We start from the raw sequence: 20,232 nt of genomic DNA on the forward strand, positions 1-20,232 counted from the left end.
TATGCCGACGCAGCTGTCGATATCATCAGATGATGAAGATGAGGTTTGGTTGTTTGAGCGAACTGCTCAGCAGCTGCAAAAGGAATATGGGCATACTGAGGCAGAGGCTGTAGATCTTGTGAATCGCTATTACAAGAAGTTTACAGACCCTGCGTTCTGCTCGTTGTACGACCTGTCCGTACAAACCGCAGAATTCTTTTGCCGCGAAGAGTCCTTGTCGATGGCGGATAGAGTTCAGTTCTATGAAGCGATGCGCAATACGCCGGATGAGCAGGCGTTTATCCAGTGGCAACGAGCAAGGCGCCTACCATGAATTGGAGCGATGATGGCAGTATTGATTGAAGGTATCTCGGTGGTAATTCGTTGCCGCTCAATTGTCGAAAAGGCATCCGGAGGTGTTGCCGATTTTATGAAAGCACTTCCCAACAAAACACTCAGGTCGGATGGGGAGTTGGCCTGCGTGCATTTCATGACCCCGCATGACACTAAAGGTTATGTGGACTTCTTGAATGGAAAAGGTCTTTTATATCGAGATGCTGATGGCGCCCCTGTTGATATTGTGATCGTTGATCAAAATCGTGGCCCTATGGTACCTTGCGATTGGATTGATTTTGGCCACACTGATTGGGACAATAATCCTCGCCAGACGGTTGCTGTTTGTTGTGCTCGGCCTACCAAGAATTCCGGCGTCGTGGCTCCGGAAGGTTGGAATTATGCAGAATCCCTAACAGCCACTAGCAGGTTCGTGGCGGGGGATGAGATCCCACCCAATCTAGAGTTTGTGCATCATGAAGGCGGAGTGGATGTTTTAAGGGACAGAGAGACTGGGCAAAACTTCTTTGTTCCTCGCTATTGAAATCAATAAGGCCGCATATGCGTATCCTGTCCGCGTGTCCGCAAGCTCTCTGGCTGTGAGGTTCCGGTGGCTTCTTCTTTTAGCCGTTGATTGGTGCGCTACGTCTTTTTGTTGCGCCCCACCTTGACCGCAAAGCCACCTACTCCGGAAAAAACATCTCCATAGCCCGGGACTCCTCGTGCGTCCAACGCGTGCTCATATTGCGCCGTAGCGCAAAGTCATGTGCGGCCTGGTTCATCAGGCGGCGTGTCTTGACCAGGTTTCCCGATGTCACCCGATTGCCCTGTTTGGTGTTGTCCAGCCAGCCACAAAACCACCGCTTATCGGCCTCCTCGATGTCGGGGTAATGGTGCAGCACGTCAGCGGCGCTAGCCGCTTGGTCGGGCGTTGCCTGTGTTGGAATGTGCCGGTTGAACTCGGCAAAGAAGGCGCTGGCTTGGAAGCGGTTCCCGCTGCCCTTGCCCTGAAATAGCGCCTCGCAGAGTGCATTAAACGTTTCCGGTGGTCCGATAAACGGGCGGATCACAAAGCCTTTGTGCACTTCCAAAAAAATGGCGAAGTTGTGGCCCAGGCAGCCCATCACCAACTCAAAGGGCCGCATGTCAGCAAAGAACAGGCAGTCAAACACCAGGTGATTGAGGTTGTAGCGGAACTTCACCCGCCCCAGATTCTGAGCGCGCATGCTTTGGTAAAGCGGGCTTAGGCCATCCAATTGCATCGTGTCTATCTCCCTTGCTTGTTGATTGCCGTCTTCTTCTTAGCCGCCTTAGGCTTGTTTGGCGGCTCCTCCTGCGTCACAAACCCAATAGGCCGCTTGGGCGCTGGTGGCGGCTCCGCAGGCGTCGCCTTATCAGCCAGTTCGCGCAGCGCCTCAAACACCTGGCGCAGTTGATTGTGTCCTGTCCGTGTGTCCGCAAGCTCTCCGCCACCACTGTGACGCCATTTTTTTCGACAATCTCGGCCTCGCGCCCCAATCCGGCAGCTCATGCAACTGGTTTTCGCTCATCGCACCGAGTTGTTTTGCCTGTTTTTCGGGCAAACCATAGCAGTGGACGAGTTGACCCCTGCCCGATGCGGACACATTACCTGCGCGACGTTTGTCTCGACTTCCGGTTGAGGATCAACATCGCAGCCAGTACCCCAGCATCAGCCCGTCCAGCGCATGCACCCACCGACCTTGTCCGTACCGGCGCTGCACCGCGTTCAGGTCCTGCCCGCTCCAGGCTTCTGCTGGCGTGAGGCCATCCAGGCTCTGGTGCACCCGCACGTGGTTGTAGAAATGGGCGAACTCATGGAGCCACTCTTGCAGCGCATTGGCCGTGGGAATGGAGAGTTGCCGAAGCAGCGGCTTCAAGGTGCCAAACAGCCGCTCGATGCGCCAGTTCTGCCAAGGGCAACCCGGCTCAATCCGCTGGCGTTTGATCCCAGCGATCTTGAAGAACGAGGCCCACAACCGGCTGGTGAACATGGCCTCGTTGTCGGTGCGCACCGCATCGGGCGCACCATGTTCGGCGCAAGCCGCACAGAACTCGGACAGCAAAGTCCAAGTGCATTTGCGCGTGAGGACCTGGATGCGTAGCAAGGCCCGCGAACCATGGTCGATGATGGCAATGGTGGGATGCTGGTTGCCGTCGCTGGTACGGATCAAGGTCAGGTCCATCCCCCACTCCAGCTTAGCAGGCACGCCCCGAGGGGGCTTGCCCCTCATGCCCCGGCGCATCGCAGCGGTGGCTTCACCATTCTCTTTGCACCGCGCATGCACCCAGGTCTTGCCCATCGTCATCCGCTGGCCATGCAGGCGATTGAAGTTGTGGGCGATGGCTCGGGGGGGTTCGCAAATGCACAGCCAGCCGCAGGACTTCGGCCAACACCCATACTCGCTTCTTGCGGGACGGCAGGGCTCCATGAGCCTTGTAACCCGCCACATCAATCCGCAACCTTGGCCTTCCTGCGCCGTTGCCACGCCGTTCGCTTGGGCTTCAATGGGCCAAGGCACAACCACCAGTGCACCAGCAGGTTCACCAGCAAGAGTCGCCGCAGGCGGGGACGCCAACAAAAGGCCAGCAGGATGACAGTCAGGAGGCATTGCATGTGCAACGGATCCAGACGAACCCCGCCTCGTTGAGCTACTGCACCCGCGCCATGCAACTGAAACTGGCCGCTACCGTGCACCCATCAATCGCGAGCAGCTATCAAATTGATGCCAGACTCCCACGCGCACGGCCGGACACCTACCGCCGCAGACACTCCGCGTACTCGCATCAGTTGCCTCAGCAAAGCTCCAGTAGGCTTGCATGTCCGAGAATCCCCCCGCATGCAGCCCACCGCGCTAGGCGCCATTTCGCGACATCCCATCCTCCAAGACCGCACTAGATATCGCGTATCCTGCTGCGTCAGACTTTCTCGCCGATCCCCCATGCAAACCCTGCCCTGCGACCTCCCCCCACTTCTTGCCCAAGCGATTGAAGCCAGCTCCAGCGGTGATGCCGACCTTGCGCTGAGCCTGTTTGCGCAGGCCACTAGGGACCCCGAGATTTCCGCATGGGCGCACTTCCTGATGGGCGCCGAGTACGCCGCCTTGGGGAGGATAGATAAGGCAGAGGCGAGCTTCTCTACGGCCGTGCTGCTCGCACCTGGATTGCCTGTGGCACGGTATCAGCTCGGGCTGCTTCAGTTTTCGTCTGGGCGTGTGCCTGCTGCGTTCCTGACCTGGCAACCGCTGTTGGAAGGCAACCCCGACACGGCCATTTGCCAGTGGATCAAAGGGTTTGCCGCCCTGGCACGCGATGAGTTTTCCGCAGCGCGCAGTCACTTCGAGGCCGGCATTCAGCTGAACACAGACAATCCACCGATGTCGGCAGATATTCGGCGTGTGATCGCGGAGATCGACCAGTTGACAGCTCCTTCTGGTGAAACACCTTCACAGGCGCTGGATGACTCAGCGGGCGCAGAGGAAGGCGATACCGCCCATGTATTGCTGTCGAACTATCAGACGCAAGGATCGCTGCACTGAGTGACTGCGAACTGATCGGCCATGACCCGCATTGACACGTCCGCGCTAAGCGCTTTGCTGCGCGCTCAGCTACAAGCCAAAGCGCAGCACAGCACAGCAAAAGACCCGGCCCCCATGCAATCCAAGGCCCGGGGTGCAGGTGGACAGGACGTGAACTGGCAGGCGCTTGCAACGCCAAAGGATGGTCTCAAGATCACCGCCCAACTGGCGCTGGAGCCAAAGTGGGTCCAGCGCTTGCAAGGAATCTCGCCCGATGACCCAGAGCGCAAGCGCAAGGCGTTTCGGATTTTTCTGGAAGCGGTGTTGGAAAAAGAACTGGGCGCTGTGTTCCAGAGCGATATCCAGTTCTCTCAAGTGGTAGAGCAGGTACTGCAGCAGATTGAATCGGATCCAGAGCTGAGGGAGCAAAGCTTGCACGCAGGCGACGCGCTGCTCAAACAGGTTGCAACCGGGCCAGAGTAGCTGGCCCGTTCGCTTCCTAAGGTGTCGCAAACAATGTGCGGAATTGTGGAATCACATTGTTACCAAACCCGTTGCCGGCACGAACTGAGTCTCCCCAGGTAAAGATCGTGACGACAGCGGGTGGTGGAGCACCGGCTCCGCCATTGACAACCGCCAATGCCGTATGAGGGTCCGTTTCAGCCACGGTCCACGGCCCTCCTTGCCTCTCGGCGTTGATTCGATTGAGCGCGAATGGGCCGCCAAAAGAAGACACCCCAAAATTGAGGCCATGCAGACGTGCGACGTTCAGGGGAGTGCGCTTCACTCTCGCAGCATCGTCCCCTGCGCTGGCCACAAGGTGCGTAAACAGCAACGAGCGAGGCACGCCATTACGCACGTACTCGTCAGCGCCAAACTTCACGAAGTCTCTGGCGACATTGCCGAGTTCAACCTCAAAATCGCCAGGCAAATTTCCTGGACCAAACGGCTGACCATTTGCTGGATTAACACGCCGAGCGAGAGCAGCGTAGCCTAGTCGGCTGGCGGTTCCGTCGGGCTTCTCCGCAATACCAACATCAGTCTCCCACCCAAAGTCGACGCCGAGAAACAAAGCCTTGGCAGCGGGGTCCGTGAAGATGTTGTTGACGATGAATGAACTGATCAATGCAATATCGTTTCGAACTTTGCTCCTGACAGCTGCACTCTCAAAGTTCGGCTTCAGACCGATTTCAGGAATGGGTGAACCCCATCCGATCCAGAACCGATTCAAAGGCTCGTTCCAATTGGTGTACTCAGCCCAGTCTGCGGCTGATACTCCAAATGGATTGGCACCAACTCTTAAAACCCATTCGTGGTTGGCGTGAATCGCGAAGTAGAAGTTGTTAGCCTTGGCGCTGGCCACCAAAGCACCCAACTCCTGCAGCACCTTCTGCTCCTGTCCAGGCCAAGGCGTGTCCAGAAGATCCACTGCGTACGATATGCCGACACGGAACCGCCCCGCGGGGCAAGTTGGAGAGCAAAAAGCGGATCTGATCTCCGAAACCATGGCCAGTTGACCGTCTGAGAGCACGCGATCATCCCGCCAGCCGTCGTTCTGGGTATTGTTTGAAGAGCGAAACACCAGCACTTGCGGACGATGCCACTTGGCGCCACAAATAGCGGTCGCCCCTGTGACTGAGGTCACATGGACATGAGTATTGAACTCCCCGTACTCAGGTTGACCAGGTTTGTGATTGGCAAGGTTGACATCCGCATACCAAGTACCGTTTCCCGCAGAAACCCCTTCATACCAAACCAGGTCGTCCTGGTCACCGCTACTTCCCCATGTTGGGAACTTGACGGATTGAGCATTCCGCACCCCGTGCGCGTATACGCGAAACAGACCAGATGCGGCTAGGGTAGAGGGAGCACTAGGTGCAACTATTGAGCAACTTGGAGCAGCCTGCTGCTCTCTCTGCCAAGTAACAGCAGCGCACAGTCTTTCGTCCCCCGTCGCAGACTTGACATAGACATGGGTTTGGAAATTTCCATACTCGGGATTTCCTGGTTTGTGCCGTGAAAGATCCACGTCTGCGTACCAAGTACCGCCTCCTGCAGAGACTCCCGGATACCAAACAAGATCATCTCCGCCCCCCACATCGCCCCAAGTTGGAAACGACATGCTTTGCGCACCACTAACGCCGTAGGCATAAATTCTGAAGGAACCAGAAGTACTCGATGTCGATGGCAACGCCGGAGCTGCTGAGCTACAACTTGGGGTCACTTGGCTTTCGCGTACCCACGTTGTAGCGCCACAAAGTGACTCCACCCCCGTATGGGTCGTCGCATAAACATGGGTGTCGAAGCGACCAAACTCAGGGGCACCTGCCTTGTGCTGGGCTAGATCCACATCGGCATACCACACGCCATTGCCAGCGTTCGTCCCTTGGTACCAGACAAGGTCATCTTGACCGCCAGAAGCCCCCCAAGTCGGAAACACCATGCGAACAACATTCAAAGGAACATTCTTCGCGGTGACGCGCAGCACCCCAGTTGTACTTGCCGTCGTCGGCGAAGAGGGTGAAACGGTACAAGACGTCTGAGCTGCAGACTCTCCTACAAGGGTCAAGGAGACTGTCAACGCCCCAAGAAAGGTCGATAGAACTCGAAAAACAGGAACCACAAGGCCTCCCTTCTACATGAACTTCACTTCAAACCACTCACCATCCCGTCTGACCCCAACCTCATGGGTAACTCGAAGATGAGTCATCTGTGCACACCGGCATAGCCAGAAATCGAGAAATTTCACTCCTCGCTTTCGGTGGCTCGACCACGGGCTCCGCAGTCAATATTCGGAAAAAATCAGGTTGGCAATCTGTTGGTGTCCCGTCGCGTTGGGATGGTAGGGATCAAGCATCCAGCTGTTGTAGACGCCCTGTGACTGCGCGTTGAAGAGACCTGTCACATCAAAAGTGGGCCATCCCAACTGCGATGCCGGTGTGGAGTAGTAGGTGGTCAGGCGCTGGTTGTGCGCCACATCACCGACCCGGTTCGATGTGATCAATCCGATTTCAGGGTTGTTAGTGGCTTGCTGGCGAACGGCTGCAATGGCCAGTCGGTACTGGTAGCGGAAGACCGAATAGAAGATGGGGCGGGTGTACAGAGACATGCCCGCATATCGCACGGGCTGATAGCAAGCCAGGCCCTCATCCTTTTTCTCGGGAAAGAGCGTTGACGTATTCGCAACCTCAAAGCTGTCGTTAATCCCGAACATCATGAACACCGCATCAGCATCTCTTGCCGTGTAGGGCACGTCGGCGCGGAACGGGTCGTCTGCGGTAAACAAGTTTTTGGCCCCTGCGTTGTCGTAGGTGATTTCGCTGGGTGCATTCTTCAACCTGGCCATGAAACGCCCCAGGTTCAAACCGCCAATGCCATCTGCAATCACAGTGATGGTTCTGGCACTGTTGATGAATCCACCGATGTATTCAGGATTGACGGGGTTGTCCAAGGAGTACGCGGGATAACAGGTGTTCTGGCCTGCGCCATAAGTCCCAGCTGGCCAGATGCGCAGGTCTTTCCCGTAGTAGAGCACGTTGGAGCCCGGATACTCGCTTTTCAAAAGCTGCGCGAACTTGCGAGGGTAGGAGTCGCCGTTCACACCGTACCCGCCAGTTACGCTGTCCCCCAGGAACACAATTTTGGTGTTCTGCCCAGACTCCAGCTTGGCCTCCAGTTGCGGCATCTTGCCGGCGTAGCTGGCCGTGACCACGCCAACGGTCAACAACAGCGATGCGCACACTTTGAGCACGTACTTTTTCATGATCTTCATAGACTTCCCTTTCTGACGGTTTAGAACTGACTCATTGGTATAAAAACAAAACGGGTGTATGCCCACGCGCCCCAGGGAGAGACTTCTGTCCAGGGCAGAGTGTTTGGCTATCGACGTACTAGGCGAAAGGTGGGCGTTTCTTCGGGCAGAGACCCTGTGCATGGACGTGTTCTCGCTGTGGGGAGTCACCGTGTATGGAGCCCGATGTGCCTAAGCGATGGGATGCAACGGCCTATTGGCTCAGGCCTCTTGGAATTGACGATGACCCCGGTTCACCGCCTGCCCCACATCGGTCGTGGATGGGCTGGAACTGCTCAAGGCCCGGCGAGGTGGCAGGGCTGTCTGCACTTGAACAGTGTTCAACGGCACACCATGGCTGGTGGCCACCGTGACACTTGTGCCCACGGATTTTGAGAACGCACGAAGGCTGTTCATTGATTGTTCCTCCCCCTGCGGCTCGGCGGTCATGTTTGCCGCGAGTCCTTCAGAATTTGCAGCGATCCTAACGGCGGGACAAATTTAATGTGCCGCTTTTTACGCTCTGTTTCGAACAAGAAAAATCCGGGCGCAGGTTCTAGGAATGGGATTTCATACCGCGTTCTGGTCTTCGTTGCGGCAGGTCATTGACCACAAACATCCCACGTCTTCGCCTTCTCACCACGCTGCTAAACATAGCCGACCGGCCTCACAGGGGTTCCGATGATGGCAAGACAAATGCATCACCAGGTGACGCCCCGTAAGCAATTGAAAAACTCCCTCCCCCGCTAACACGCTCACATCTTCGTCTGCTAGAACACCCAAGCAGTCGTCTGACTGCTCACAAACGAAAGGGAGAGCGCAATGCGTTTCAAGAGAGTTTTTGGAATGGCTCCTGCCATCTTTTTGACGCTGTCGGCTATGTCATCCGCAACACACGCAGACGACATGACCATTACCTTCCAGGGAACGATAGATCCCATGTTCGGCATCGCAGGGAACTATCACTATGGGTGGATGACTGCGTGCGGATACAAGCACATCAGCGAGCAGTGCAATGGCGCTCCTGCCTCGGGGCCATCCTATGGCGCATGGTTTGACGGTCCCATCAACCCCTACAAATTCGGCTCCGAGACTTACTTCCAGATCCCGCACTCGCAGAACTACCGCATCAAGGTGACGGGGAACAACTGGGGGGCACGCCATCTTTGGCAGATGGAGCCCAACAACACGGTTCATGGTGCGACCATCACCCCAGGGGATTCGGACCTGGACCAATCCCACTACCAAATGCGCAACTGGATTTTTTCACCGTACGTCCAGTACCCGAACATCTACGGTCTCACACATCACGAATGGTACTCATCGGTCAATTTCGTGAATGGCATCCCGTTCTTGGCAGCCGGCGGCGCCACTGTCTGGGGACTGGGCTGGATCAGTTCCGCCGATGGTGGCAACACCTGGGCAATGAATCCGATCAACTACAACGCACCCAGCAACGCCAACCGAATGGTGCTGATTCCAGAGCCATGGAACGCGAGTCTCCCGCCGTTCTATGGCTTTTCACACCCCTCCAACATCGTTAAAGAGGGCATCTACTACTACGCGTTCATGACGAACGCCAGCCAGAAATCCAATGGACAACAAGCGCTGGGTGTCAGTCTGATCCGGACATCCAACCTGGCCTCTTCCAGCGGCTGGCAATATTGGAATGGTGCTGGATGGACCACAGTAAGCCAAGGGACCTATCAGGGGAACGGCGGCCCTCAGCAGCCCTATATCTTCTGGGAGTCCGCCAACGCCTGCTCACACCTCTACGCCCACAATGTCAGAAAGCATGCCAGCAGCGGAAAGTGGATCGTCCTGGGCGCCGACTACTGCGCGGGCTTCGATGGGCAAGGCAACATCGCAGGCAAGGCCGTCTATACCTGGATCGACTCGCTGGCCAACCCAACCTATCTGGACAAAACGCCTGCCAATCAGCCTCGCCCCCCAAAGGTCATCGCCCGGGTCGGCAACTACATTCCCTTCAACGCCTACTACAGCTTCTTTGATGTCAGTGGGAGCCAGAACGTGGGGGACAACTTCGAAGTGGTCAACAACACGCCTTTGTTCACCGCCATCCATCCTGAGAAGCACACGATTCTTCATCAGTTCTTGAACATTTCGTATACGCCCTGAAGAAGCCCCTGATAGCGTGCCCCAGGTGTCATGAAGACACCTGGGGCACGCTGCTGGGTTGCGGGACAGTGACCAGGGTCCTAGCGATGCAGGAAGACTCGTCACCACGCTGGTAGAGCTTCCTTTTGCTCAAGGTAGCGCTATCTGGTCCGGGGGCTCTTGGTAAGTGATGTTGCCCCCCCGCACTTCCGACCCCGTTCTAGTCGCAATTGAGCGCCTGGCCCGTCGCTGGCTCCTGGCGCACTTGAGCGGCCTGTTGCCGCCGGAACTTCCGAGGGTGGCGTCGGGGGCGCGGACCGTTGCTCAACCGCCCATTTGGCGGCTGAACGCATGAAGCAGGCAATGCGGGGTTAGCGTACGGCGGCCGGGATCACGAGCGTTAAAGGGCAGTGATCTGATGGCCTGGCCTTGTCGCGCACGTAGGCAGCGTCCCCATAGTCCTGGCCCTTGGCTACGAGCATTTCCTTGGTGAAGCGATTCGCCAGTGACGGAGATAGTGCGAAGTGGTCAATGCCGAGATGGCACACCTGGTCCCACTCTTCGCCTTCCACAGTCTTCTTTCGGGCGTTGATTTCCGATCGCGCAACGACCAAGCTCGCGCCCGGTGGTTCGTTGTCGGATATCTCGCTCAGCATGGATCCGACTTTGACAGAGGGTAGCAAGAGGGATGTTGCACTGTCCTTGGTGTCGATCCGCGCAGGATGCTTGGTGTCGTAGTTCGTCCCTTTTTGTCGTTGTTGCGGGGTCAAATCACTTTCCAGCAAGGTGCGGTTCCAGTCGCCAAGAACGATGAAGTCCCTTTTGGCCTTCGCTTGCGCTTCTACCCAGGCTTCCAGCGGAGGGACTTGCTTTCTGAAGTCGCCACAGGCGTGGACACGACTCTCATCACCCAAGGGCTCGCTGCGGCAGCCCGCCTTGAGGTGCAGGTTGAGAAACGCCACCTTGGTGCCTTCGATGTCGGCAATCAGCTGAAGGCCCGGCCTGATCTTTCTGCCCTCGAAGCTCATGATTCCCAGCGCGTCATATGGCTCGGCCTTCACCACCTTCACCTTGCCACCCTTTCGGACCGCGAAGGCTATGTTCTGAGCCAGGGTGTCGTCCGGATTCTTGGGCTTGGAGAAATATACATCGAACTCTGCCGGAGGGAACACTTCGGCCACGGCCACCTCATCTCCGATTTCCTGGAGCGCGAACAGGTCGGACTTCAATGCCATCCTGGCGCTGCTCAGGGCCTGGAGCTTCTTGGCGTAGTCAGATTCCGTATGAAGCGGCAGCGACTCTGACTTGCCACTCATGGTCTTGCCGTTCAGTGCGTTGCAGTAGGTGAGGTGCTTGGGTTTTTCCACTCCCTTGGCAGGTTCAACCCAGCCAAGAGGCTCGCAATAGGCACGCCACTCCTTGAACACTTTGGAGCTCATCATGTGCTCCATGTTCCAGGTAGTGATGGACACCTGGGCGCTTGCACTGACAGAGGCCAGTACGCTTGCCAGCGCCAGAAGACATGCATGCATTCTCATCGTTGGAGCCTCACTTCCGTTTGATCAGGGGATTGACCGCAATATGCCAAGTCACCGAGATCTTGCAACGGAAAAATGACGGCAGCAGAACTGCGTGGTCCATGACCCATGGTTAGGCGGCACGATTTCACAAATCCGCCGCTACCAAGAGCTGCAATCAGCGCAAGTGCAGGCCACCTTCAGCGTTAAGCTACCCGCCTCGTTCGGTGCAACGAACAGGTTCAGTCCGTCGGTGAAGTCGCGCAGTTCCAAGGACGCCCGGAAGCGTTTGAAGTTCTCGATTCTCAACCGCTTGAGCTTCATGCGCCAGCTCCACGACCAGGGACCTAGCCAGCGCCAGGATCGCGTCCCGCGCCAGTTCAGGCTCGGTACCGGCTTGCAGCTCGCGCAGCTCCTGCAGCGCCTCGCCCATGAAGCCGTCGGCATGCAACGCTTGAATGTCCTCCTCGGTGGGCTCGATCCTCAATGCCGCCGCGTCCCAAAGGACGGCCCGCGCTTTGGCGCGTGCAGCCCCGAGCGAGGTCGACAGCTTGCGGAGTCCCGCCAAGTTGCAGGCTCCGGATACGCGTACGTGTAGGACATCACTGCCGCCCACCGCATCGAGAGTCCGCACACCCGACTTACCTCTTGCAGCCTGCAAGCTACCACGCCGGAGGTGGGTTCTACAGCATGAGGAGCCACACATGCTCACGGTCAAATAGCGGCCATTGGGTCCGCCGACTGCTTCTGCACGAGTGGCAGCTTGGAATACCACGTTCGAAGATCATCCACGACCCGCCTGGCGCCTTGCGACTGACCAACCCCTCATCCTCTTGACTGGCGACATCGACTCGTTGCAGCTTTAGAGGCCATCGCTAATTGTCGCCATGTTGCGAATATTCCAGGGCACAAGGGCAGAGTGACCCTTCGCGTCACGCCATCTACTCCTCCCGTTCGAGCGCCTCTTGTTCTGCAACGAACCCGGCCTCACGCATCGCCTGCCCTAATTCGGGCCATCCTGCCGCACACGCGAAGTGGTGAATGCGCTCCAAGGTCCGTGTCGAAGCTTTGACCCGCATATTCAGTGGCACATCCTTTGGTGACATCCCATAAGGCTGCAAGAAGAAACCAGCCCTTCGCGCTACACCTGCGATCGTCGAAGCGATTCGAAACCCTCCCTCGTCAACGTCACCCCAGTGATAGATCGGAGTGGTCGGCGGCAGGCTCTCCAGCACACGCCCGTACATTGCGCGCCAAGCCGGCGAGGGCATGCCCGCTGTGTAAATCAGAAGTACCTTGTCGTCCTGTCGGCGTTTGGCTTCACTGTGAAACGTGGTCTTGTTCTCGATGGTGATGACCTCAGTGACCAAACTGCGTGCTCCCAGAATGGTTGCCGCCGGTAGTCCCATGTAGGGCGCATCAATCAACCCGGTCGAGCGATCACGCGCGATGTGCACATGCCCTGCCAACAGCACAGGATGCTCCTCCCGGAAAAGGCCCAGTTCCTGCCAAACCTGGGCCGCAGCCCTTGGGCTGTCCTCAACGCTGCCACTCAGCAGAATGTCAAGTTGAGGTGTGAGCGCCTCAATCCGCTTGCTGTCTAGAAACAGTCGAGCACTAAATTCACGCACCGGGGCGGCAATCGTGTCTTGGCTACGTGCTTTGCAGGCTCGAATGGTCTTGGCCGCATCGATCCAAGCGCCCGCGACCTGCGGGCCCAAGCCGCGTATCTTTGCCATGCCAGTCCAGAGCCCAATCACGTCCAGAATTACTGGGAACTCTGTTTTCAGCGGCTCCAGCCGCCCAATGGTCTTTGACAATTGGTCCGCATAGGTTCTGCGTCCCAGGAACCGAGCCAGTGCCTGGACGTCCACTAGGTCAATGCGCTCAATCAATCCATCCTTCGGATTCAGCTTGTCACGCTGCAACATAACGGCGCCGGCGTCGCGCGCTGCGAGGAAGGTCTCATCACATTCCTGCTTTTGATGCCAGCTCCGCAGTTCCCTGTAGGGCTTCAGGTGCATGGCTGTCAGCGCGGGTGCGCGCGCACGGGCGCCGGCAGCGTGCTTGTCGCCGGCATCCAACAGTTTGGCCAACAGGTCCTTGGCGATGGTGCCTGCACTCATGGGGTCGCATCAGCAGGTTGTGCAATGGACTCCTGGCGGACGGCCAACAGCTCAGCTTCCAGAAGCTCAGGGTGGTACTCCCACATATCCTCTCGGAACTGCTCTCGCATGGCTTCGCTAACCCTGCGCTCCTCCACTTGGATCACATGGCGGGTTTCGTCCTTCATGATTTCGAAGTAGCGGTGCAGGAATGCAGTCAGCGTAGGCAGGTTCTCCCCTGGACTTGCCAGCAACACCTGCAGACCGAGCTTTTCGAGATAGCGCATGGTGGCCACGATGTTGGGCGTATCCATCTTGTCAAAGGCTTCGTCCAGCAGGATGAGCCGCAAACCATCCTGGTTGTTCTCATCCATGCGGTAGGCGGAGGACAGCGCCGCGCCGGCGATCACGTACAGCGGCGCGCGGTGCTCGCCACCGGAGCCGGGGCCAATGCGCTTGCTCAGGTGCCCGACCGTCTTGGTGACGCCGGTGACCGGGTCGTCGGTTTCAATCTCGATATCGAACTCGAAGAACTCCCGATAGTCATCCAGCGGGCTCTTAACCGCGGCATTGCCGGTGGTGGTTTTCTCGCGCAACAGCTCCGCGAACTGGGCGGGGATTTCTCCGGCATCTCCAAACAGACTGCCGTCGGCGCCGAAGTCGGCGATGTTCTCGATGAACTTCTTCAGTGGCATTAGGTCTGGGCGCACCTTGGCCTGGAACTGGTACCGCTCCCCATTGGTGAAGGCGGGGGAGGCTTTTAGCGCAGCATTCAAGCGCTTGAAGGTGGTGGTCAGGTACTTGAGGTTGGCGTGGAGGGCCAATGCCACGTCCTGGCGGAAGGTGTTCTGCGAGGCAAGATAGGCTTCCTGCGCCTGGGCCTTGTACTGGGGTAGCTCCGTGTTCTGCAGCCTGCTGACTTGCTGCTCCATCCATTCCTTGGCTTTGCGCCAGTCGGACGTCACCTCATCGCTGATAGCTTCGCGGTGCTCCGTGAGGAAGGTCCCAAGCAGCGTTTGGGCCGGGCCCAGATGCCGCGTCATGGCGGTGTTACAGCGTCTGGACTGGGTTTCGCACTGGTTGGCCATGGCTTGGTAGTCGTCGCCATATTGCTCCAGCAGCGCGTCCCAGCGATCGGAAGCATATTCCGGGTCATAGTCGGCATGGCTGCGGCAGGTTTCGTGCACTGTGCGCTTGCCCTGGAGCTCCTGCAGCTTGGCTGCGCATTCTCTGGTCAATCTCTCCAGTTCTGTCTCGGCCCGCACAACGGCATCACGGGCTTTGCGGGAATCTGTGTCCAGCTGAGGCTTGCGCGCCTGCAGTTCCCGTAGTTTGGCGGACAGGGCCTGGTACTCGGCACTGGTGCTTCCAGCGATACGTTTCTCGGCGAGTTCTCTCTCGGTGAGCGCTTCGCCCAGCTGGCGGGCAGATCCAAGTAGGAGGCGCAGGGTCTCAGGGGACGACAAGCTTTGCACCGCCAGGCGGATCCGATCAATGTCGCCCTGGCGCCCTTGAAGGTCAGCAACCTGTTGGTTCAGTTTGCGGGATTCGGCCCTGAGTCCGTCGACCTGGCCTTTGGCGCCGGCGCCGATCTGCAGGTCCGCCTCTGGCACCAGGCGTAGCCGCTCAAAGTCTCCGGGCCCCACCAGCATGCCGTCCAGGGTTAGGGTTCGCTCGCCCCGCAGCGCCTCTTGGGCGGAATTCGCGCGTTTGAGGTTGCCCAGCTTGCCACGCAGGTAGGCCACGGCCACCTGGTTGCTGCCCTGTATCAGGCTGGCCGCCGTGTCGGCGGCCGGCTGGCCCTGCCCAGGCCGGGCTCGGTCGGAGCGCACGATCTTGACGCCGTAGATACTGCGTTTGCCCTGCAAGGACTGGTAGATGCCAAAGGCTCTTTCCTCCTCCCGCGAGTCCCGCAGCAGAATGGCCTCCACGTTCTTGGCCAGATAAGCTTCGATCGCTGGCTGCCATTTGGGATCGGTCACCTTCACCAGGTCACAGACGGGGGTGGGGTGCAATCCGTGGTCCGCGAACTCATGCATCAGTAAAGCCGTAGGGGTACTGACCTGCGCGCGGTTGGTATTGGCGCGCTCCATGCCAAGGCCGATGGTATTGAGACGCTCTTTGGCGATCCGTAGCTGCTCCTTGACGACGTCGTGCTCCTCATTCAGGTGTGCACCAGCGGCCTTCAGCGCTTCTCCAAGGTTCCGGATGATCTGGCCCAGCGCATCCTGGTCGACTTGGTTCTGCTCCCAGGAGAACGCACCAAGCTGCTGTGCGGCCTGCGCAAGCGCGGGCTGCCACTGGGTAAGTAGGCCGTTGGAACTGGTGTTTTGGAGCAGCTGTCGGAAGCTGCTCAGCTCCGCCTTCAGATCTTTTTCCTGGCGGGCGGTTTTTGCTTGCGCCTGCGCCAGATCCTGCTGGGCGCCCGCGTTCTCGGCATGGTCCGCATGGGCTTGCTGCAGGCCTGACAGTTGAGCCACTTCGCGGGTCCAGGCCTCCAGCGCCTGATCGGCTTTAGTGCTGGCCTTGGTGCACTCTTCGAACACGCCCTCTTGGTCAAACTTTTGCCCCGTCAGCATTTCGTGGGCCACGTTGCTGAGCTCGTACGCCGCGGAGGCCTGTAGTCCCGTCCACGTGGCGGATTTGCGCGCCTCGGCCAGTGCAGCTTCAAAGTTCTTGCTGACCTCCTGGCCTTGCTTGATTTTGAGCTCGACGCCCTCGACCAATAGGTTGATCCGCTTGAAGGTCTCCACCAGCTGCTTGAATCGGGCGATATTGGTGGGGCGGTCTTCCAGCACGTCATTGCGGACGATCTGGTCCACGGATTTGGAGAAACTCATACGCAGCGCGAAGCGGAAGGCACGCGCGAACGCATCGTAGGACGCCGAGCCCGCCTTGCCGCGCAGCATGAACAGCACTTGCTTGACATAGCTGGCACCATCGTCAAACAGCGGTTCCTCACCGGTGACTTTGGATTGCTCCAGAAGCCGGTGACGGAAACTGCTCCAGGGCAGCGGCATGGTCGCGCCATCCACTGTCTGCAGGTGCTCAGACATGGTCAGCTCCACGCCGCGGATGACGTAGCGCCCCAGCACCTTTTCTGCCTCATTGCTCAGTGAGGCCTCAATGCACACGCCCATGGAAACCGGCTCATTGGTCTCGGTGTCGCGCCAGACCAGCGTGATGTAGGTAGTGGCCTGCGGCCGTGCGCACTGTTCGATGGTGTCACCGTACTGGCCCAGGCAGTAGGAACGCAGGGTGCGGCTTTGCTGGTGGGATTTGTTGTCGGCCTGCGCATTGAAGTGCATCTGGTTCTTGTTGGCGCCCATCATGGCGATCTGCACCGCATCGAGCGCCGAGCTCTTGCCGCTGCCGTTGCGGCCAAATAGACCGGTGATTTCTTCCAGACGGAATTCCTGCTGCTCGTACAACAGGAACTGCACCAGTTTGACGCTCTCAAGCCGCTTCATTGTTCATCCCCTGGTTGTCCTCAATCGCTACTGGCTCGCCGGCTGCCCCCTCCACATGCGCCTCGTCCTTGACTGCGCCCCACTGCGCCAGCCGAATCAGGGCCGTCTCGCCCAGCACGTCGACGATGGCCGGACGGATGGCCACGCCACCAGCCGACTGCTCCTGCAAGGCGGTGAGATGGCCGCTGTCATCGTCTTCCAGGCGCCGGGCGATACCCCAACGCTTGGCGGAGCGCAGCAGCGTGTCGAGCTCGCCGCGGGTGGGAAGGTCGCGCCCGGTCATGAGGTGGAACTTCTCCTGTAGCTCGATGTAGTCGCACAGGACCTCGCCGTCTTCGGTGAGTCCGCCGGCGCGCACGCCTTCGTCGTACAAGCCGCGCAGCACCAAGGCAAACAGTGTCTGAGCCACGGTCGCAGTTCCAGCCTTGGCGTGCCGCGGGAGTGCCGTGACATAGCGCAGCTGCCGGTTGATCGATAGGGACACACCCAGCGGCGCCAGCACCTTGGCGAACTCGCGCTCGTAGAGGTCCAGGATTCCATAAGTCACCCGGCTGCTGCGGTCGGAGTGGTAGATCACCTGCTCAGCCACTAGCCGGTAGGCGGCAGTCTCGAAGTCTTCGACGGTATAGACGCAGTCCAGCCTGCTGGCCAGACCCTCCCAATCCCGAGAGTTGCTCATTTGGTCTCCCTGTTCTTGGTCTGGCGCTTACGCCAACTCAGTGTGAATGGCTTGCCGCTCAAATACGGGTGCTCGGCGGCTTCGTCGCTGGTGTAGCGCAGCTCCATGCCCGGGGCCGATGCCCGACCTTCCATCTCCAGTCTGGGGATCCGGGAATTGGTGGCCATGGCCACGCTGGTCAAGGCCTGGAAGGCGCGCAAGTCCTCAATGGATCCACAAGGCAGGGTGTCGCTGCCGGCGGCGGTCGTGTTCTGCAGCACCTTCTCTGCATAGGCGCGCAGCTTCATGGGCGTAATGGACCGGCGCTCCTGGGCGCGGCGCACCAAGTTGCCGATCGCGCGCGTGCGGTCTGAGATGATCACCTGGCGCAAAGGCATGGGCGCCAGCCGCGGCACCTCCTTGCGTGGCTGGGCCAAGCGGGCGCCGCCCATCAGGGTATCCGGCGGGAAGACGGGGGCAACATCAATCTCGGGATTTGCGAGCAGGCGGTCCATCGTCTGCCGGAGCAGGTTGTCGATGGGGCGGATCGCGCGCAGCTTGTATTCCAAGAAGGCCAGCGCGCGCCGGTTGGCGACCCGGATCTCTTCGTCTAGGCGCTCCAGGTACTCTTCGATCCGGTCAAGCTCGTAGAGACGCTGGAGGTCCCGCTGGAAGGCGGCCTGGCCTTTCTTATCATCCCCATTGGAGAGACGATTCACATACCAGTCCAGCAAACGGCTGCGCTGCTCGGGCTGCGTGTCGATGTCGGTGACAGCTTCCAGAATCTGCTGGCGCTTGGACAAGGGGTGCTCTCTTGTGCGCAGCTCCTGGTAGTCTCCAATGAAGACTTCCTGGACGTAGGCAGTAAAGAAGGACCGCACGTACTGCGCAGTGGTGGGCTCCGCGCCGATGGCGGCCATCAGGTCGCGCACATTGGTGCTGGTGTTGCGGATGTAGACCAACAGGTTGCGGCATTGCTCGGCCGCCTCGCGCAGCAGGTCGCCGCTGGCTTCGCCCTTGTGCACCTGGGTCACGGCAGCGTCGATCGCGCGGATCTTGCCGGACACGAACACTGGGCCCGTCTCTGCGAAGTTGATCAGTTGGGTCAGCAGCTGGCCCACGGCCGGCGCCATGTTGACGGTCTTCTCAATGCCGTACCTCTCCAAGCGGAACCATCCCGCATCGACCAGGCGATTGAAGATGCCAATGGCCCGGATGTTCAGTGGCGTGTCGGGCTGATCGCAAGATTCGGGCTGCCATTCGTCGACGTATTTGAGGTGGTCCTCGATCTCTTGGATGACATCGCGCTGCAGGAAGCCGTAGCTGGGCGGCAGTGGCGCGTCGGGGCCGAAGCGCCGACGGTGTAGGTGGCACAGCAGCGCCCAGTAGCCATGGCGGTTTTGCGAGGCTAGGGGCCCGAAGAGGCGCTCCGGGATGCGCTGGAACAGCGCCATGGAGGCGGGGGTTACGCTGGAAACAGCCATTTGCGTACCTCCTCGACGTTCTCCACCGCCAACTGGTACTCAGGCGGCAATTCCTTGGCCACGTCCAGGGCCAGCCGCAGTTCCTGGACCAGGTAGGGCAACAGGGCGCCGCGGCAACTGTGCACGCGCGCCGCAGTCCCCTCAAAATACTCGCTGCGGACCAGGTCCTGCTGGCCAGGTGTCAGCTTGGGGTGCGCCTGGATGCGCACCTTCACCACAGCGTTCCACTTTGTGTCTTCTGCGACTGTGGATTCGGCCTTTTGGTCCAGCATGGACAGCTTCGCGATACGCCCCAGCACGAAGTCCCGGAAGTCACCGGTCTCCAGGCAGTAGCCACGCATGTGCCAGCGCCGGCCGGCCTGCACCAGGCTGTGCGGCTCTACGGTGCGCGGGTGTGGCTCCGGTGTGCGCATAGACCGATAGTCCAGGCTCAGGCGCGTGCCCTGCTCTATTGCCAGGCGGATGCGGGAGAAGGTACTGGGGTTGACCTGGGAGAAGCCCCACGGAGCAACCGCGACGGGTCCAGCACCTGGGGCGAGGTCAGCATGGATGTCCGCTTCTGCAAGGTAGGCAGCCAGGGTGAGGTCTGATGTGCCAGCCTTGAGATCGGCCTGGGCTTTTTTGTAGGCAACAGGGGTGACAAAGTAGGATTTGCTTTTACTGTCCCACTCGAACCAGTCAGGGGTTTCTTCTCGAACTTCTCGAAGAAGCTGACTCACTCGAATGCCGCTCAGTCCGAGGACGTCCATAAGTCGACCCCGGCTTAGCCGCCCTTCCCATAGAGCCATGCGACGCATGACCTTGTAGCGGTTTTTCTCGAAGAGGTTGGCTAGGCTCATCAGGTCGGCTCTATGGTGTATAAAAATATATCATATAAAAATATACACCATCTAAACCTCGTGTGCTACCGGGATGGCTTCCGCCACTCGCTCCGGGTAGAAGGGATACTTTTCGACGCGTGGCCAGGCTTGTCTATGCTGAGTGACTACAGAGGTGCGCTGCAGCCGTCAACCAGGCCATCCTCGAAAGGCGGATGGGCGAGGCGATTGATGCCCGTCTCTGTCAGGTCACCGGGGGCAAGCAGCCTGGCGTCGGCTTCGCAGCGGTTGCTGCCGTTCACTGACGCGCTTCCACAGCACGGTGACCGACACACAGCGGCCATTCGCCGCACCAGCACCTAGTTCGGTCGGTCGGCGGGTATCTGATGAGCTGGTGACGTGGGTGTTACCAAGGATCAGGGCG

The 20,232-nt window shown here is 59.0% G+C and carries 16 protein-coding genes; 5 read left to right on the forward strand and 11 right to left on the reverse strand.

The annotated features are described in order from the left end of the window. Position 1 precedes the first annotated feature (1 nt). Both AC07Z7_RS04815 and AC07Z7_RS04820 read left to right on the forward strand, forming a co-directional pair. Positions 2-313, forward strand: coding sequence for a hypothetical protein (locus tag AC07Z7_RS04815; RefSeq protein WP_494765502.1), 312 nt, complete (start codon positions 2-4; stop codon positions 311-313). Between the two features lie 12 nt (positions 314-325). Continuing rightward, positions 326-856, forward strand: a complete 531-nt coding sequence (locus AC07Z7_RS04820) for a hypothetical protein (protein WP_494765503.1) — start codon at positions 326-328, stop codon at positions 854-856. A 139-nt stretch (positions 857-995) separates the two neighbouring features. On the opposite strand, the gene AC07Z7_RS04825 is transcribed toward AC07Z7_RS04820, so the two are convergent. Both AC07Z7_RS04825 and AC07Z7_RS04830 read right to left on the reverse strand, forming a co-directional pair. Further along, complete coding sequence (locus AC07Z7_RS04825; protein WP_494765504.1) at positions 996-1,574, reverse strand: DUF6037 family protein; 579 nt, start codon at positions 1,572-1,574, stop codon at positions 996-998. A gap of 402 nt (positions 1,575-1,976) precedes the next feature. Next, positions 1,977-2,516 (reverse strand): integrase core domain-containing protein, encoded by a 540-nt coding sequence (locus AC07Z7_RS04830; protein WP_494765505.1) that lies wholly within the window; start codon positions 2,514-2,516, stop codon positions 1,977-1,979. A gap of 756 nt (positions 2,517-3,272) precedes the next feature. Between AC07Z7_RS04830 and AC07Z7_RS04835 the strand changes: the two genes are divergently transcribed. Further along, on the forward strand, positions 3,273-3,869 hold the full coding sequence (locus AC07Z7_RS04835) for a tetratricopeptide repeat protein (RefSeq protein ID WP_494765506.1): 597 nt from the start codon (positions 3,273-3,275) through the stop codon (positions 3,867-3,869). Between the two features lie 21 nt (positions 3,870-3,890). After that, complete coding sequence (locus tag AC07Z7_RS04840; protein ID WP_494765507.1) at positions 3,891-4,331, forward strand: hypothetical protein; 441 nt, start codon at positions 3,891-3,893, stop codon at positions 4,329-4,331. Between the two features lie 16 nt (positions 4,332-4,347). Here the strand turns inward: AC07Z7_RS04840 and AC07Z7_RS04845 are convergent, their stop codons facing one another. Continuing rightward, positions 4,348-6,336 (reverse strand): GBS Bsp-like repeat-containing protein, encoded by a 1,989-nt coding sequence (locus AC07Z7_RS04845; protein WP_494765508.1) that lies wholly within the window; start codon positions 6,334-6,336, stop codon positions 4,348-4,350. A 297-nt stretch (positions 6,337-6,633) separates the two neighbouring features. Beyond that, a complete protein-coding gene (locus AC07Z7_RS04850; protein WP_494765509.1) occupies positions 6,634-7,620 on the reverse strand; it encodes an SGNH/GDSL hydrolase family protein in 987 nt (328 codons plus the stop codon). Between the two features lie 924 nt (positions 7,621-8,544). On the opposite strand from AC07Z7_RS04850, the gene AC07Z7_RS04855 reads away from it, so the two are divergent. Continuing rightward, entirely contained in the window at positions 8,545-9,777 is a 1,233-nt protein-coding gene (locus tag AC07Z7_RS04855; RefSeq protein ID WP_494765510.1) for a hypothetical protein, read from the forward strand. A 350-nt stretch (positions 9,778-10,127) separates the two neighbouring features. Here the strand turns inward: AC07Z7_RS04855 and AC07Z7_RS04860 are convergent, their stop codons facing one another. From AC07Z7_RS04860 to AC07Z7_RS04890, 7 genes are all read right to left on the reverse strand, one after another. Then, the gene (locus AC07Z7_RS04860; protein WP_494765511.1) at positions 10,128-11,195 is read right to left on the reverse strand and encodes a hypothetical protein; all 1,068 of its coding nucleotides are present in this window, start codon (positions 11,193-11,195) and stop codon (positions 10,128-10,130) included. 289 nt (positions 11,196-11,484) lie between these two features. Next, the gene (locus AC07Z7_RS04865) at positions 11,485-11,841 is read right to left on the reverse strand and encodes a hypothetical protein (protein ID WP_494765512.1); all 357 of its coding nucleotides are present in this window, start codon (positions 11,839-11,841) and stop codon (positions 11,485-11,487) included. 373 nt (positions 11,842-12,214) lie between these two features. Continuing rightward, a complete protein-coding gene (locus AC07Z7_RS04870; RefSeq protein ID WP_494765513.1) occupies positions 12,215-13,399 on the reverse strand; it encodes a Wadjet anti-phage system protein JetD domain-containing protein in 1,185 nt (394 codons plus the stop codon). Continuing rightward, complete coding sequence (locus AC07Z7_RS04875; RefSeq protein WP_494765514.1) at positions 13,396-16,848, reverse strand: SbcC/MukB-like Walker B domain-containing protein; 3,453 nt, start codon at positions 16,846-16,848, stop codon at positions 13,396-13,398. The genes AC07Z7_RS04870 and AC07Z7_RS04875 overlap by 4 nt, the downstream gene beginning before the upstream one ends. After that, the gene (locus AC07Z7_RS04880) at positions 16,835-17,527 is read right to left on the reverse strand and encodes a DUF4194 domain-containing protein (RefSeq protein ID WP_494765515.1); all 693 of its coding nucleotides are present in this window, start codon (positions 17,525-17,527) and stop codon (positions 16,835-16,837) included. The genes AC07Z7_RS04875 and AC07Z7_RS04880 overlap by 14 nt, the downstream gene beginning before the upstream one ends. Next, complete coding sequence (locus tag AC07Z7_RS04885) at positions 17,524-18,990, reverse strand: Wadjet anti-phage system protein JetA family protein (protein ID WP_494765516.1); 1,467 nt, start codon at positions 18,988-18,990, stop codon at positions 17,524-17,526. The genes AC07Z7_RS04880 and AC07Z7_RS04885 overlap by 4 nt, the downstream gene beginning before the upstream one ends. After that, complete coding sequence (locus AC07Z7_RS04890; protein ID WP_494765517.1) at positions 18,972-19,829, reverse strand: WYL domain-containing protein; 858 nt, start codon at positions 19,827-19,829, stop codon at positions 18,972-18,974. The genes AC07Z7_RS04885 and AC07Z7_RS04890 overlap by 19 nt, the downstream gene beginning before the upstream one ends. Between the last annotated feature and the right edge of the window lie 403 nt (positions 19,830-20,232).

This window comes from Acidovorax sp. GW101-11A03 (assembly GCF_059424825.1).